This window comes from Pseudarthrobacter raffinosi, assembly GCF_023913735.1.
Lineage (GTDB): Bacteria > Actinomycetota > Actinomycetes > Actinomycetales > Micrococcaceae > Arthrobacter > Arthrobacter raffinosi.
In genome coordinates, this window is the sequence record NZ_JAMXBH010000002.1 from 192,837 (window position 1) to 206,986 (window position 14,150).

General features: G+C 61.7%; 16 protein-coding genes. 7 read left to right on the forward strand and 9 right to left on the reverse strand.

Annotated features, from left to right (window positions below):
• Nucleotides 1-6 precede the first annotated feature (6 nt).
• The 4 genes from NG698_RS02695 to NG698_RS02710 form a co-directional block, all read right to left on the reverse strand.
• Nucleotides 7-1,188 carry a type III polyketide synthase gene (locus tag NG698_RS02695; protein ID WP_252598839.1) on the reverse strand — a complete coding sequence of 394 codons (1,182 nt, stop codon included), beginning with the start codon at nt 1,186-1,188 and terminating at the stop codon, nt 7-9.
• Between the two features lie 27 nt (nt 1,189-1,215).
• Nucleotides 1,216-1,434 (reverse strand): hypothetical protein, encoded by a 219-nt coding sequence (locus NG698_RS02700; protein WP_252598840.1) that lies wholly within the window; start codon nt 1,432-1,434, stop codon nt 1,216-1,218.
• A gap of 679 nt (nt 1,435-2,113) precedes the next feature.
• Nucleotides 2,114-2,584 carry a VOC family protein gene (locus tag NG698_RS02705; protein WP_252607969.1) on the reverse strand — a complete coding sequence of 157 codons (471 nt, stop codon included), beginning with the start codon at nt 2,582-2,584 and terminating at the stop codon, nt 2,114-2,116.
• Between the two features lie 23 nt (nt 2,585-2,607).
• The gene (locus NG698_RS02710; protein ID WP_252607970.1) at nt 2,608-3,003 is read right to left on the reverse strand and encodes a VOC family protein; all 396 of its coding nucleotides are present in this window, start codon (nt 3,001-3,003) and stop codon (nt 2,608-2,610) included.
• A gap of 113 nt (nt 3,004-3,116) precedes the next feature.
• On the opposite strand from NG698_RS02710, the gene NG698_RS02715 reads away from it, so the two are divergent.
• Complete coding sequence (locus tag NG698_RS02715; RefSeq protein ID WP_252598846.1) at nt 3,117-3,512, forward strand: DUF3054 domain-containing protein; 396 nt, start codon at nt 3,117-3,119, stop codon at nt 3,510-3,512.
• A gap of 120 nt (nt 3,513-3,632) precedes the next feature.
• Nucleotides 3,633-3,914, forward strand: coding sequence for an Lrp/AsnC family transcriptional regulator (locus NG698_RS02720; RefSeq protein WP_252598847.1), 282 nt, complete (start codon nt 3,633-3,635; stop codon nt 3,912-3,914).
• A 66-nt stretch (nt 3,915-3,980) separates the two neighbouring features.
• On the opposite strand, the gene trpD is transcribed toward NG698_RS02720, so the two are convergent.
• A complete protein-coding gene (gene trpD / locus NG698_RS02725) occupies nt 3,981-5,039 on the reverse strand; it encodes an anthranilate phosphoribosyltransferase (RefSeq protein ID WP_252598848.1) in 1,059 nt (352 codons plus the stop codon).
• Nucleotides 5,040-5,186: 147 nt separating this feature from the next.
• Between trpD and ctaE the strand changes: the two genes are divergently transcribed.
• The 4 genes from ctaE to qcrB all read left to right on the forward strand — a co-directional run bounded on the left by ctaE (nt 5,187) and on the right by qcrB (nt 9,525).
• The gene (gene ctaE, locus NG698_RS02730) at nt 5,187-5,825 is read left to right on the forward strand and encodes an aa3-type cytochrome oxidase subunit III (RefSeq protein WP_445260432.1); all 639 of its coding nucleotides are present in this window, start codon (nt 5,187-5,189) and stop codon (nt 5,823-5,825) included.
• A gap of 87 nt (nt 5,826-5,912) precedes the next feature.
• Nucleotides 5,913-6,701 carry a cytochrome bc1 complex diheme cytochrome c subunit gene (gene qcrC / locus NG698_RS02735; RefSeq protein WP_252598850.1) on the forward strand — a complete coding sequence of 263 codons (789 nt, stop codon included), beginning with the start codon at nt 5,913-5,915 and terminating at the stop codon, nt 6,699-6,701.
• 99 nt (nt 6,702-6,800) lie between these two features.
• A complete protein-coding gene (gene qcrA, locus NG698_RS02740; protein ID WP_252598851.1) occupies nt 6,801-7,871 on the forward strand; it encodes a cytochrome bc1 complex Rieske iron-sulfur subunit in 1,071 nt (356 codons plus the stop codon).
• The gene (gene qcrB, locus NG698_RS02745; RefSeq protein WP_252607971.1) at nt 7,849-9,525 is read left to right on the forward strand and encodes a cytochrome bc1 complex cytochrome b subunit; all 1,677 of its coding nucleotides are present in this window, start codon (nt 7,849-7,851) and stop codon (nt 9,523-9,525) included. Before qcrA ends, qcrB begins: the two co-directional genes overlap by 23 nt.
• A 77-nt stretch (nt 9,526-9,602) precedes the next feature.
• Here the strand turns inward: qcrB and NG698_RS02750 are convergent, their stop codons facing one another.
• Nucleotides 9,603-10,394 carry a GntR family transcriptional regulator gene (locus tag NG698_RS02750; RefSeq protein WP_252607972.1) on the reverse strand — a complete coding sequence of 264 codons (792 nt, stop codon included), beginning with the start codon at nt 10,392-10,394 and terminating at the stop codon, nt 9,603-9,605.
• Between the two features lie 186 nt (nt 10,395-10,580).
• On the opposite strand from NG698_RS02750, the gene NG698_RS02755 reads away from it, so the two are divergent.
• A complete protein-coding gene (locus tag NG698_RS02755) occupies nt 10,581-10,874 on the forward strand; it encodes an HPr family phosphocarrier protein (RefSeq protein WP_252607973.1) in 294 nt (97 codons plus the stop codon).
• 129 nt (nt 10,875-11,003) lie between these two features.
• Here the strand turns inward: NG698_RS02755 and NG698_RS02760 are convergent, their stop codons facing one another.
• From NG698_RS02760 to ctaC, 3 genes are read right to left on the reverse strand one after another with little or no spacing between them, the layout of a single operon-like run.
• On the reverse strand, nt 11,004-11,405 hold the full coding sequence (locus tag NG698_RS02760) for a cytochrome c oxidase subunit 4 (protein WP_185260590.1): 402 nt from the start codon (nt 11,403-11,405) through the stop codon (nt 11,004-11,006).
• Nucleotides 11,402-13,129, reverse strand: coding sequence for an aa3-type cytochrome oxidase subunit I (gene ctaD / locus NG698_RS02765; protein ID WP_252598854.1), 1,728 nt, complete (start codon nt 13,127-13,129; stop codon nt 11,402-11,404). Before ctaD ends, NG698_RS02760 begins: the two co-directional genes overlap by 4 nt.
• A gap of 10 nt (nt 13,130-13,139) precedes the next feature.
• Nucleotides 13,140-14,012 carry an aa3-type cytochrome oxidase subunit II gene (gene ctaC, locus NG698_RS02770; protein ID WP_252598855.1) on the reverse strand — a complete coding sequence of 291 codons (873 nt, stop codon included), beginning with the start codon at nt 14,010-14,012 and terminating at the stop codon, nt 13,140-13,142.
• Nucleotides 14,013-14,150: the final 138 nt, after the last annotated feature.

Sequence of the window (14,150 nt, forward strand, 5' to 3'; positions counted from 1 at the left end):
CACAGGTCAGACCAGTGACGAGGCCGCCTCTGGCTGCACCGCCCGATTCCCGGTGGCTGCCTGGCGGAGTTTCGTGAAGAGCCCGGTCTCCACCGTGAGTCCGGGGCCGAACGCCATGGAGCAGATGCGTTCCTCACCCTCCACCGGCGGCTGCTCCAGGATGTGCCTGAGGACAAACAGCACGGTGGCGCTGCTCATGTTGCCGTAGTCCCGCAACGTATCCCGTGCCGGAACGAGTTGCTCGTCGGTGAGTTCAAGGCGCGTCTGGACCTTGTCAAGGATGCTCCGGCCGCCGGGGTGGATGGCCCAATGGCGGATGTCCCGGTAGGGGAGTCCACGCAGCGAGGGATCCCTTGTCAGCAGCGGTGCCAGGGCGCCGATGATGTGATCGTCGATGATGTGGGGGACGTAGTTGCCCAGCACCATTTCGAAGCCATGGTCGCCGATGTTCCAGGCCATGGATTCCTCGCCCACCGGCGTAAGGACGGTTTCGAAGTGGTCCAGTTGCATCAGCGCAGGTGCGTCCGGATCGTTCCGGGCCGTAACGATGGCTGCCGCCGCGCCGTCGGCGAACAGCGCCGAACCCATGATGGTGTCGGGATCGTTCGAGGTCCGCACGTGCAGGGAGCACAGCTCGGCACAGACCACCAGGACAACGGCCTGCGGATCTGCTTCGCAGAACGACTTGGCGGCCCGCAGTGCTGGAAAGGCGGCATAGCAGCCCATGAATCCGAGGTGATAACGCTGGACGGCAGGGTCCAGCCCCAACGCACGGACGATCTTATAGTCAGGACCGGGGTTGAAGAATCCTGTGCAGGAGACGGTAATGACGTGGGTTATGTCAAGCAAGGACAGATCCGGGCAGGCGCCCACGGCAGCCCGGGCGGACTCGACGAAAAGTTTGGTGACCTCCCGTGCGAAGAACTCGTTGCGCACCTTGGTGGTGGGGTTCAGGAGCAGGCCCGTAGATGGATCAAAGAACTGCGGATCGTCCGAACGGAACGCCATGGTCATTTCTTCGACGGCGGTATGGCGCGTATCGATGGCGGCTGAATCGAAGCAGGTACTCACCAGCCGCGAGCCCAACCTGGTCAGGCCCGGCTGGGCTGCAAAAACGTCCCGGGCTTCGGTCTGGACCAGCACGGTGGGCGGAACAGCAGTTTCGAGTGAACGCACGTAGACCGTCATTGGTTCATTCTTGGCGAGCACACGGGATTAGACAATGGCCGGGCTGGCCGGGGAGCCGTTTCCTGTGCCGCCGGCCGGTGTTCCGGACACAAAAGCGGGGGCCGGCGAATTGTCCGCCAGCTTGTCGGGCTGGGTGCTGGAGCTGGCTTCGACGCCGGCGTTGGCCAGCCCCGATGACTGAGCGGATGAGGTTGGTACGCCGGTTACGGCGCCATACGCCGAGGTGGCGAGTAGAACCGTGAGCATGCCGGCAGCAGCAGATTTTTTCTGCGCATGCGCCGACCGGTGACTTCAACGGTGCCTTGCTCGGCGCGGAACAGGCCAATCACTGGCGTGTCATTCCATGAGGCATGGATCTTGGGTTCGGGTCAAAGACGACCAGCCGGACCTGACGTGCGGCAACATCCAACGGAAGCCCCGGAGTTGACCGCACAACGTCGGCTTAATGCAGGCCACTCTCCGCTCTCAGATCACGCCGATAATATACATTATGTAAAGCTGTTACGCCTCCTAAGGTGACGCGATCTCAAGATAGATGAAGCATTGGCCTGGTACGCCTCAAGTTGAACCATTGGCTGGCGCGTCTCACTTTAGGTGACGCATCCTGACCGCCGGGATGGCTAGAATCCGGGCTATGGCTCGGCCAGGCCCAGTGGTCCCATCCGGACCACCCCCGGAATGCACAATCCGGAGATGTTAACTGAACGGGATTCGGCTAGCCCGGTTTAGCCCTCGTCGTTGTGATATTCGAAGGTGACCGTTGCCGGTGGGGGAACCGCGGTGCTTCGCCACTCCGACTTCTCTCAGCATTCCCCCGGCTTTCTACGTCAGGCCGCCGGGGCCGGGGTGATCCACGACGGCAAATGTGTTTCAGGCTACGGCAACGACCCCGTTGCCGGGGAGGCCCGGACCTGCCCAGAGCTTCCTAACCGTCATAAGCCGTCTGAAGTGCGGCGATATCAAGCTTCTGCATCCCGAGCATGGCCTGCATTGCCCGCTGGGCACCCTCCGGATCCGGACCGCCAATCAGTGAGCCCAGGACCGACGGCACGATCTGCCAGGAGACGCCGAAACGGTCCTTCAACCACCCGCACTGGCTCTCCGCCCCACCGTCTGTCAGCGCCGACCAGTAGCGGTCCACTTCCGCCTGGTCGGAACAGTCGACCACAAAGGAGACGGCTTCCGTGAAATTGTCCGGCGCTCCCCCGTTGAGTGCCATGAACTTTCGGCCTTCAATCTCAAACTCAACGGTGATGACCTGCCCGGCCTGACCGGGACCGCCCTCGCCGAACCGCGAGACGTCCAGAATCCTGGAGTCGCCGAAGACTGACGCATAGAACTCGGCGGCCTCTTCGGCCTGGTTCTCGAACCACAGGCATGTGGAAATCTTTCGCATGGTTGCTCCTTTCCGGCTAGAGCCTAGTGCGGGGCCGCATCCGGCACAACGGCCGGTGGATGCCGGCTGACCAGCCCCACCGTGTTCCCTTCCGAGTCACGGATGAAGGCCATCCACTCATCGGTTCCTGCCGGACCCAGGGTGGCGTCGCCATGGTGGAAGATCACCTGCGGCAGCGCAACTACCTCTACTCCCCTGCCCTGCAGGACGCTGATGCTGGTCCGGACGTCCTCCGCCTCCAGATAGAGTACCGACGACGGTGCGCCGCGCTCCAGCAAGAGCCGGACGCCTTCCAGATCGAAGAACAGCAGCCCCGGCGGGTCGTAGACCGCCGCTGGCTGCACCCCCAGCAGTTGTGAATAGAACTCCGCGGCCCGCTGGAGGTCGTGTGCCTGCTGGGCCACCTGGATCAGACGCAATGTGCCTCCCGCTTGATGAGCGCCGCTGTTGTCCCGGTCATCATCCTCGTTCCCCCGTACCCCGGCAAGCGTCAGAACCGGGCCTTCGCCCTCGCCGGGTTAGGCTCGAAGCCATGACCTGGACCCAGCACCAATCCTTAACCGGCGGCAGGCGCGCCATCACCGCCGCGGCACTGTCCGACGCCGTCCTCATCCTTGTTTTCGCGGCGATCGGCAGGGACGCCCACCAGCGCGGCGACATCGTCACCGGCGTGTTCTTCACTGCGTGGCCGTTCCTGGCTGGGGCCGCTACCGCCTGGCTTGCGTGGCGGGCGTGGCGGCGTCCGCTGTCCATGGCAACCGGCGTCGTGGTCTGGCTTGGCGCCGTGGCCGGCGGCATGATCCTGAGGGCTCTGACGGGACAGAGCGTAGTACTGGCCTTCGTGGTTGTTGCGCTCTTAAGCCTGGGTTTGTTCCTGGTGGGCTACCGGGCACTTCTTGCACTGGTACGCAGGCTTAGAAAGTCGTGAAGGCGCCGCCGGCCACGCGTCCGGGGCACGCCTGATGGACACGGCCCATGTAATAGGCTGGCATCACCAAAAAGTCTTGCCGGGCACAGCTACGGCCAACAGATCCGGAAGGATTGAACAGTGATCACCGCATTCGTTCTGATCAAGACCGACGCCGCGCGCATCCCGGAAACTGCCGAGGAAATTTCCGCGATCCCAGGCATCAGCGAGGTCTATTCCGTAACAGGCGAATGGGACCTCATCGCCGTTGCCCGCGTCGCCCAACACGAGGACCTGGCTGACGTCATTGCCGACAAGCTGTCAAAGGTGCCTGCGGTGGTTCACACCACTACACACATTGCCTTCCGTGCCTACTCGCAACACGATCTCGACGCGGCATTCGCGCTCGGCTTCGAACAGTAGGATCACTTCCCGGGAAACGATGCGGGCCCGGCCTTACAGCCGGGCCCGCATCCTTTCCTGTCCATATCAAGGCCGCGTTAGCGAAACCCACTTATCGAGGACCGCAGCGGCAGCACCGCTATCAATCGACTCCGCGGCCCGGGCAAGCGCCGAACGCATACGCTCCAGGAACGGGCCCTCGGACGATTCATCAAAGGCCACCAGCCCAGCGGCCGCGTTCAGCAGCACGGCATCCCGCGCTGCGCCGGTCTTGCCGGCCAGGACATCACGTACGACGGCGGCATTCGCCTGTGCGTCCCCGCCACGGAGTTCCTCCACAGTCGCGGGACGGATGCCCAGCCCGGCCGGCTCAAAATTCAGCTCAGAGACAGCGCCGTCGCGGATTTCCCAGACGGTGGAGGGACCCGTAGTAGTCAGTTCGTCCAGTCCGTCGTTGCCGCGGAAAACCAGGCCGCGGCTGCCCCGCTTCGCCAGGACGCCTGCAACCAGCGGAGCCATACGGGCATTCGCCACTCCCACAGCTGAGGCCTGAACAAGGGCCGGGTTGGTCAGCGGGCCCAGGAAATTAAAGGCGGTGGGGATGGCGAGTTCCCGGCGGGGTACGGCGGTGTGACGGAAAGACGGGTGGAACACCTGCGCGAAGCAGAAAGTGATTCCAGCCTCCCCCGCGTTGCGTGCCACCTGGGCCACCGGGAGGTCGAGCCTGACCCCCAGCGCTTCAAGCACGTCAGCCGATCCGGAGGACGAAGACGCTGCACGGTTGCCGTGCTTGACGACCTTCGCTCCGGCGCCCGCAGCAACGAGGGCGGACATGGTGGAAATGTTGACGGTATTGAGCTGGTCCCCGCCGGTACCAACGATGTCCAGCTTCTGACCGGGGATATCGATGGGTGTTGCATGGCGCAGCATCGCGTCCACCAGACCCGAGATTTCGTCCACGGTTTCGCCCTTGGCGCTGAGGGCAACCAGGAATCCGGCGATCTGCGCGGGGGTGGCCTCCCCGGACATGATTCTGTCCATAGCCCAAGCGGTGTTGCCCGCTGTGAGGTCACTACCGTTGATAAGAGCCGATATAAGCCGCGGCCAAGTGTTGCTGTCCGCCGGCGCGGTTGCCTGAGAAGTCACCTTCTGATGCTATCGAGCCACCTCGGACCTGACCAATGTGAACACCGCCGGGAACTTTTCGCAGTGATTTCGCGTCTTTGTAGAAAAAGTCCCCCGAAAAGGCGGTTCGCGTTGGGAACTACGGACTTTTATAGACATAATGTCTATGTGACATCTGCGACCCATGCCCCCAGTACCCCGGCGCACCCCACGCTGAACCGCCCCAATATGGTTTCTGTCGGAACCGTAGTCTGGCTGTCCAGTGAGTTGATGTTCTTCGCCGGTCTCTTCGCCATGTACTTCACGCTGCGCTCCACGAGCGGTCAGATGTGGGCGGAAGAGACAGCAAAGCTCAACTTCCCCTTTGCGCTAGTCAACACGATCGTCCTCGTGGCCAGTTCCTTTACTTGCCAGATGGGCGTCTTCGCCGCCGAACGGCTGCAGCCTCGCAAAACAGGCGGCCCGTTCCAGTTCACCCGCTGGGGCATGAACGAATGGTTCACGCTGACCTTCATCATGGGTGCGTTCTTCGTCGCCGGCCAGGCAACTGAATACGCGATGCTTGTTTCCGAACACGTTTCGCTCTCATCCAACGCCTACGGCTCAGCGTTCTATATGACCACCGGCTTCCACGGCCTGCACGTAATCGGCGGCCTCATAGCCTTCCTCTTCATCATCGGACGCTCGTTCGCAGCAAAGAAGTTCGGCCACTTCGAAGCAACCTCCGCGATCGTCACGTCTTACTACTGGCACTTTGTGGACGTTGTCTGGATCGGCCTCTTCCTGGTCATCTACGTACTGAAGTAGTCAAGCTTTGATTCCTTTTCTACAAGAGGCAGAATTTCAAGAAGCGGCTCACGGAGCCGGCGCACGATCGAATAAAGGAACCACCACGTGAAGGCTCTCTCGCAAAAGCGGCGTCACCCACTCGCAGTAATCGCCCTGCTACTGATGGGACTCCTCGTCACTGGCGGGCTCTACGCCGTTGCCACCACCGTCAACGAAGCCAAGGCTTCCACCAGCGGCTACACCGCCAACGACGTCGAGGAAGGCGGTAAACTGTTCGTCGCCAACTGCGCCACGTGCCATGGCATGGGTGCCAGTGGGACCGCAAATGGGCCCTCCCTGGTGGGTGTTGGTGCAGCTTCTGTTGACTTCCAGGTCGGAACCGGCCGTATGCCCATGCAGATGAACGGTCCGCAGGCGCAAAAGAAGCCTGCACAGTTCAACGACGAACAGACGCGACAGCTTTCAGGATATGTTGCTTCCCTGGGAGCCGGCCCGGCAATTCCTGAAGAAGGCCTGTTGGACGAAAAGGGTGACGCGGCAGCTGGTGGCGAACTTTTCCGCGTGAACTGCGCGATGTGCCATAACGCGGCAGCCGCCGGCGGTGCACTCACCCGTGGCAAGTTCGCTCCCGCCCTTGCCGATGTCTCCGGCAAGCACATCTACGAAGCGATGGTCACCGGACCGCAGAACATGCCCGTCTTCAGTGACACAAACGTCACCCCTGAGGGCAAGCGCGACGTCGTCACCTTCCTGAAGCAGATCGAGGCCAACGGCTCCCCCGGTGGCGCTGACCTCGGCGCCCTCGGTCCCGTCTCTGAAGGCCTCTTCGTCTGGATTGCAGGCCTGGGTGTCATCATCGCCTTCACCATCTGGCTTACTTCCCGGACGTCTTAGGCGCAACGGGAATCTTAAGAACTTCTGCTGCCCAGTCAGCAGTTTGACATTGAAAACTAACCCGGCAGCCGCCGGGACGAGAGAAGGATGAGGCGAATTATGGGCAACCATAGTGACGGCAGTCCGAACCACTCGGGCACCGTAGCTACGGCTGGTCAGAATGAGGTGGAGAAGTTCCAGGATCCTGGAATTCCCCCGCACCGTTTGCGCCTGGCCGACACGGACCCGAAGGCCGCAAAGCGTGCAGAACGGCAGGTCGCTGTACTTTTCGGCGCGTCAGTTGTCGGCACCCTGATCTTCCTGGTGGCGTACTTCGCCATCGACTTGGGCGACGGCACAAGCATCGCCACCATCCGGCTGCAGAACGCACTGCTGGGCCTTGGCACAGCGTTTGCGATGCTCGGCATCGGGACCGGTATTGTGCACTGGGCCAAAGCCCTGATGCCGGACCATGAAGTCTCGGAAGAACGCCATCCCATCCGCACCGAAGAAGACCGCTTGGCGGCGGTCCGGATCGTGGATGACATCGTGGAAGAGACCGGCATCAAGCGCCGCCCACTCATCCGCAACACGCTGCTCGGTGCTGTAGCCCTGGCCCCGCTTCCCGCAATTGCGGTTTTCGGTGACCTCGGCCCCCGCCCCGACCGGGCGCTGGCCCACACCATGTGGGCTCCGCAGGAAGGCAAGCTCAAGCGCCTCACCCGCGACCCCGACGGCACACCCATCAAGGCCTCTGACGTCACCATCGGCTCAGCTTTCCACGTAATTCCTGAGGGCCTGAACGAACTGCCTGAAGGCAAGCTCAACGAAAAGGCCAAGGCTGTTGTCCTGCTGATGCGTTTGGATCCCGCCTCGCTGAATCCCTCGGAAGGCCGCGAAGACTGGAGCTACAACGGAATCGTTGCCTACTCCAAGATCTGCACCCACGTCGGTTGCCCCGTTGCTCTGTACGAGCAGCAGACGCACCACCTGCTGTGCCCGTGCCACCAGTCCACCTTTGACCTCACCAACGAGTGCAAGGTGATCTTTGGCCCGGCCAGCCGGCCCCTCCCCCAACTGCCGATTGCAGTGGATGCCGAGGGCTACCTGGTCGCAACCAGCGACTTCAATGAACCTGTAGGACCGAGTTACTGGGAGCGTGATGAGCATGAGCGCAGCATCAAGAGCTGAAGCCCCCGCCTTCGTCGCCAAGACTAAAGTCGGACGCATCACCGATTTTGTTGACGAGCGAGTCGGTGGATCAGGAATCCTGCGGGAATTTGGACGCAAGGTCTTCCCTGACCACTGGTCGTTCATGTTCGGCGAAGTAGCCCTCTACTCCTTCGTTATCCTCTTGCTCTCGGGCACCTTCCTGACCTTCTTCTTCGATCCGTCCATGGCGGAAACGCACTACGACGGGTCCTACCTGCCGTTGAAGAACGTCGAGATGTCGGTGGCCTACAGCACCTCGCTGGATATTTCCTTCGACGTCCGCGGTGGCCTGTTCATGCGCCAGGTGCACCACTGGGCTGCACTGCTTTTCGTCGCGTCGATCGCCGTCCATATGTTGCGCGTCTTCTTCACAGGCGCCTTCCGCAAACCACGTGAAATGAACTGGGTTGTTGGCAGCGTCCTCCTGATCCTCGCCATGGCAGCCGGCTTCACCGGATACTCCCTCCCCGACGACCTGCTCTCCGGCAACGGCCTGCGGATCATCGACGGTGTCATGAAGGCAATCCCGGTTGTCGGAACCTACATTTCCTTCTTCTTCTTCGGTGGCGAGTTCCCGGGAACGGCTGTTATTGGCCGCCTTTACATGCTGCACATCCTGCTCGTACCCGCGCTCATCCTGTTGATGATCGTCCTGCACCTGTTCATGGTGGTTGTGCACAAGCACACCCAGTACCCCGGCCCGGGCCGCAACGACGGCAATGTGGTTGGCTACCCGCTCGGACCTGTGTACGCAGCCAAGGCCGGCGGCTTCTTCTTCATCGTCTTCGGTGTAATTGCCCTGATGGCGGGCTTCTTCACGATCAACCCGATCTGGAACTACGGCCCTTACGATCCCTCACCGGTATCTGCCGGTACCCAGCCTGACTGGTATATCGGGTTCGTTGACGGTGCCCTGAGGCTTATGCCCGGTGTCATTGGTGATTTCCAGTTCGAGTACGTTGTCTTCGGCTACACCTTGACCCTGAACGTCCTCCTACCGGCTCTGGTACCCGCAGGCATTCTGTTCACGGTGATGTTCATGTATCCGTGGATCGAAAGCTGGATCACCAAGGACACCCGCGAACACCATGTCCTGGACCGTCCGAGGAACGCCCCCACGCGCACCGCTATCGGCGTTGCCGGCTTCGTCTGGTACTGCGTGATGTGGGCAGCCGCTGGTTCGGACCTCATCGCTACGCACTTCCGCGTGTCCCTGAACGATGTGACGTACTGGCTTCGTGCGCTGTTCTTCATTGGCCCGGTCATCGCTTTTATGGTCGCTAAGCGAGTGGCGCTGGCCCTTCAGCGCAAGGACCGGGAGATCGCACTGCACGGCCGCGAAACCGGCCGCATCGTTCGCCTCCCGCACGGCGAGTTCATCGAAGTGCATGCTCCCCTGGATGAGTACAAGCGCTACAAGCTCGTGGGATTCGAATCCCCCGCACCGCTGCCGGCGGTCGCCAACGACCACGGCATTGTGACGCGTAAGGAAAAGCAGCGTGCGTTCCTGTCCAAGTGGTTCTTCGAGGACCGTGTTGCACCGGCCACCCCGGCTGAACTGGAGGCCGCACACGGCCACCCCGCCCACCCAGCGGTGGAGGCCGGCCAGGAAAGCAAGAGCCTCAGCCACTGATTCACAGCAGTTACGCTCCAACAGGAAAGGCCCGGTCCACATGGACCGGGCCTTTCCCGTTGCCGTCGGCACCGTTGCTAGTGGTTGCGATAGCCCAAGGATTGATTTCTGGCAGGCCTCGCACCTGGCCGCTGGAGGGGTACCCATAGCTTGTAGCGGTCGGCACGGTAGTACGAAACTGAGTAGTCCACCATCGCCCGGGCAACAAAGGCGTGCCTCTGGATTTTAAGCAAGGGTGCGCCGACGTCGACGTTGAGCAGGCGCGCCGTAGAGGGGGAAGCGGCCGTCGCTTCGATCATGTCTTCCCCCCACTCCATCACGAGGCCGAACTGCTCACTCAGCACGTTGTAGAGCGATGTTGGGGGCTCGCCGTCCAGGAGACCCGGGACTCGCTGCGCCGGGATGAAGTTCTCGTCCACGCTCATGGGCTCGCCGTCCGCCAGCAGCAGCCGACGGAAACGCACCAGTGGCGTCCCCTCCTCCACCTGCAGTTCGCGGGCCAGGAAGGCGCTGGCGCCGATCTGTTCGAAGCTCAGGACTTTGGCGGCCGGAACCATACCGCGGCGTTGCATCTCTTCGCTGTACGAGGTGAGTTTCACCTGAAGATCGAGTTTGGGCTTCCGTACGAAGGTGCCGAGGCCAACAACCCGCTCGAGGACCTCCTCGCCGACCAGGGCATCGATGGCCTGCCTGACAGTCATCCGGGCCAGCCCGAACCGCAGGGCAAGATCCCGTTCCGAGGGCAGGGCGGATCCAGGCGGACAGGAATCGCTGATGTAGGCCCGGAGGATCTCCCTGAGCTGGATGTAGATGGCAGTCCCGTTGCTGCGGTCAATCTCGCCGGCAACGCCGCGGGCATCAGCAGCCACGGAGGTACGTCCTTGCTTCAGTTTTCACTGTCCAAGCTTAAGGCAAGCAGCGTCGCTGGACTAGACCAGTTCCAGCAACGGACCGCCCCCTACTCCCCCGTTTGGTCGCGCAGCCATCCAGCCGGATATATTGGACAGGAAATTTAGCGATGACGGTTTGGGGGCCGTCAGGAAATGGGAGACACCTTGCCAGTGCATAAGGCCGTTGTGTCAGCGTCAGTCGGCTTGCATGCCCGTCCTGCCGCGATGTTCGTCAGGGCAGTGACCGAAACGGGACTTCCTGTCACCATCCGCAAGGCCGGCATCCAGGGTGTCGACGCCCGCTCCCTGCTGGAAGTCATGACTGCCGATTTCCCCTTCGGCTGCGAAGTAGAGCTTTCAGTCCCCGAGTGCGCCCTCAGCGGATCTGTCAGTCACCGCAACGCCGAGGCGGCCCTGCGGATGCTGGGAGAGCTCCTGGAGTCTCAGGGAGCCAGCTAGCCTCTCCCAGGGCGCATTACCCCGCGACTCCCCGCGCGAAATCGAACGGACAAGAACGACGTCGGGCCCCACCAGAAGGTGGGGCCCGACGTCGTAATTTGCAAAATCTCTGCTGAAGCTCCGCGGCTTCTAGTGGGCGTGGTCCCCACGGCTGTACTCGAAGACCCAACCCACGAGGGCTACGACTGCGAGGCCGGCTGCGATGAAAAGGATCCACCAACCCACTGCGAGGCCCAGGAATCCGCCCGCACAGGCGAGGCCCAGAACCAGCGGCCACCAGCTCCAGGGGCTGAAGTGCCCCTGTTCACCGGCGCCCTCATGGATCTCGGCATCATTGCGGTCCTCGGGACGCATCCCGATGCGCTTGCCGGTGAAGCCAAGGTAGCCGCCGATCATTCCGGAGAGTCCGCCCACCAGGAGGATCCCGAGGGTTCCGACCCATTCACTCCAGTTGGTCAGGAAACCGTAGACCAGGGAAACCGGTACGAAGAAGAAAACTCCGGCTCCAAATATCCATGATTCGATTTTCACTTGGCGGTGTCCTTCTGGTCGGCGTTACCGAGCACCGCTGCTGCGGCTGCAGGCGATTCAACGGTATGTACCTGCGAAAGCTCCGGGTGGTGGAGGTCCAGGGCGGGACGCTCTGAACGGATCCGGGGCAGCGAGGTGAAGTTGTGGCGCGGCGGCGGGCAGGAGGTAGCCCACTCAAGCGACGCTCCGAAGCCCCAAGGATCGTCCACCTCGACGCGCTCGGAGCTGCGCCAGGTGATGTAAACGTTCCAGAAGAACGGAATCAGGGACGCCCCCAGCAGGTACGAGCCTACGGTGGAGAACTGGTTCATCCAGGTGAAGTTATCTTCAACCAGGTAGTCCGCGTAGCGGCGGGGCATGCCCTGCACGCCGAGCCAGTGCTGGATCAGGAACGTAGCGTGGAAACCCAGGAACAGCATCCAGAAGTGGATCTTACCGAGGCGCTCGTTGAGCATCTTTCCGGTCCACTTGGGCCACCAGAAGTAGAAGCCTGCAAACATCGCGAATACCACGGTGCCGAACACCACGTAATGGAAGTGCGCCACCACAAAGTAGGAATCAGAGACTTGGAAGTCCAACGGCGGCGAAGCCAGGATGATGCCGGTCAGGCCACCGAAGAGGAACGTGATGAGGAAGCCGAGGCTCCACAGCATCGGAGTCTCGAACGTCAGGGACCCCCGCCACATGGTGCCGATCCAGTTGAAGAACTTCACACCGGTCGGGACCGCAATGAGCATGGTCATGAAGGCGAAGAACGGCAGCAGCACCGAACCGGTCACGTACATGTGGTGTGCCCACACCGTGACGGACAGGGCTGCAATGGCGATGGTCGCGTAGACAAGACCCTTGTAGCCGAAGATCGGCTTGCGGCTGAAGACCGGTAAGATCTCGGACACAATGCCGAAGAACGGCAGCGCAATGATGTACACCTCGGGGTGGCCGAAGAACCAGAACAGGTGCTGCCACAGGATGGCGCCGCCGTTCTCCGGATCGAAGATGTGTGCACCGAAGCGGCGGTCGGCGCCGAGCGCGAACAGTGCGGCAGCTAGCGGCGGGAAGGCCATCAGCACGAGGATGGACGTCACCAGGGCGTTCCATGTGAAGATGGGCATCCGCCACATGGTCATGCCCGGAGCGCGCATGCAGATGATGGTGGTGATGAAGTTGACTGCACCCAGGATGGTGCCGAATCCGGACAGCGCCAGGCCGAAGACCCACAGGTCACCGCCGATGCCGGGGCTGAACGTGGTGTTGGACAGCGGCGCGTAGGCGAACCAGCCGAACGACGCCGCACCCTGGGGGGTGATGAAGCCGGACACCGCGATGGTGGACCCGAAGAGGAAGAACCAGAAGGCCAGCGCGTTCAGTCGCGGGAAGGCGACGTCGGGGGCACCGATCTGCAGGGGCATGATGACGTTGGTGAAGCCGGCGAAAAGCGGGGTGGCGAACATCAGCAGCATCACGGTGCCGTGCATCGTGAACAGCTGGTTGTACTGCTCTTTGGTCTGCAGGATCTGCATGCCGGGTTCGAACAGTTCAGCTCGGATGAGCAGAGCCATGACGCCACCGAGGCAGAAGAACACAAACGATGCGATCAGGTACATGTACCCGATGGTCTTGTGGTCGGTGGAGGTGATCCAGTTGACGACGATGCGTCCCTTGGACCTAGGAACTACGGGAGCCTCTAGGGTTCCGGCAGGTGCGGTTTGGGTGTAAGTAGCCACGTCGCTCCCCTTACTTAATTTCGTTCAGGTTCGGGTTGCGGTCGTACTCTTCGCCGAGGAGTCCCGTGTTGCCATCTGCCTTGAGCTTGTCCATGTGAGCCTGGAATTCGGCTTCGGAGACAACCTTGACGCGGAACAGCATTTCGGAGTGGTACTCACCGCAGAGTTCGGCGCACTTGCCATCGTAGGTTCCCTCTTTGGTGGGGGTGAACCTGAGGTAGTTGGTCTTGCCCGGGATCATGTCGCGCTTCTGCAAGAAGGCTGGAACCCAGAAAGAGTGAATGACGTCGCGCGAGTTCAGTTCGAGGTCAACCGACTTGCCCACCGGCAGGTACAAAGTGGGAAGCTTTTCCTTGTCGATTTCGCCTCCTGTGAGGTTCGTCTGGACTCCTGCTTCGTAAACATCCTCAGAGACGACGTCGCCGGACTTGTAGTTGAAGTCCCATGCCCACTGCTTGCCGCGGACGTCAACAACGACGTCGGCCGGCTTGGAGCGGTCATCGATGGCCTGCTGGTCGCGGTCGGTGAAGTAGAAAAACACCAGGACCATGAACAGCGGGATGGTCAGGTAGAAGACCTCCAGCGGGAGGTTAAAGCTGGTCTGCCGCGGGAAACCCGTGGTGCCCTTGCGGCGGCGGTAGGCGACAAGGCACCAAACGATCAAGCCCCACGTGATGATGCCCACAACGAGGGCTGCAATCCATGAGTTGACCCAGAGGTCCATGATCCGGTCAGTGTGATTGGTGGTGCCACGCTCGGTGGGCAGCCACCCCTTCTCTACCTCTGGCGAACATCCAGTCAAAACCAACGCGCCGGCAACTGCCAAGCCTGAGATCGTAGTGATCGTTTTGCGTCGGCTGCCGGTTCGGTTCTGCGAACTCACAGACGGCCCTTCCTACTTGTTGCTGTTGCCCGGCCACCCAAGGGGCCGTCCGGGCACACTAAAAGTTTTACTACTCGGTGTAGAGCTTACCGCTCTGCCGGGCGTTTCGCCCACATGTCGGCGCCGTGCCTCCGTGCC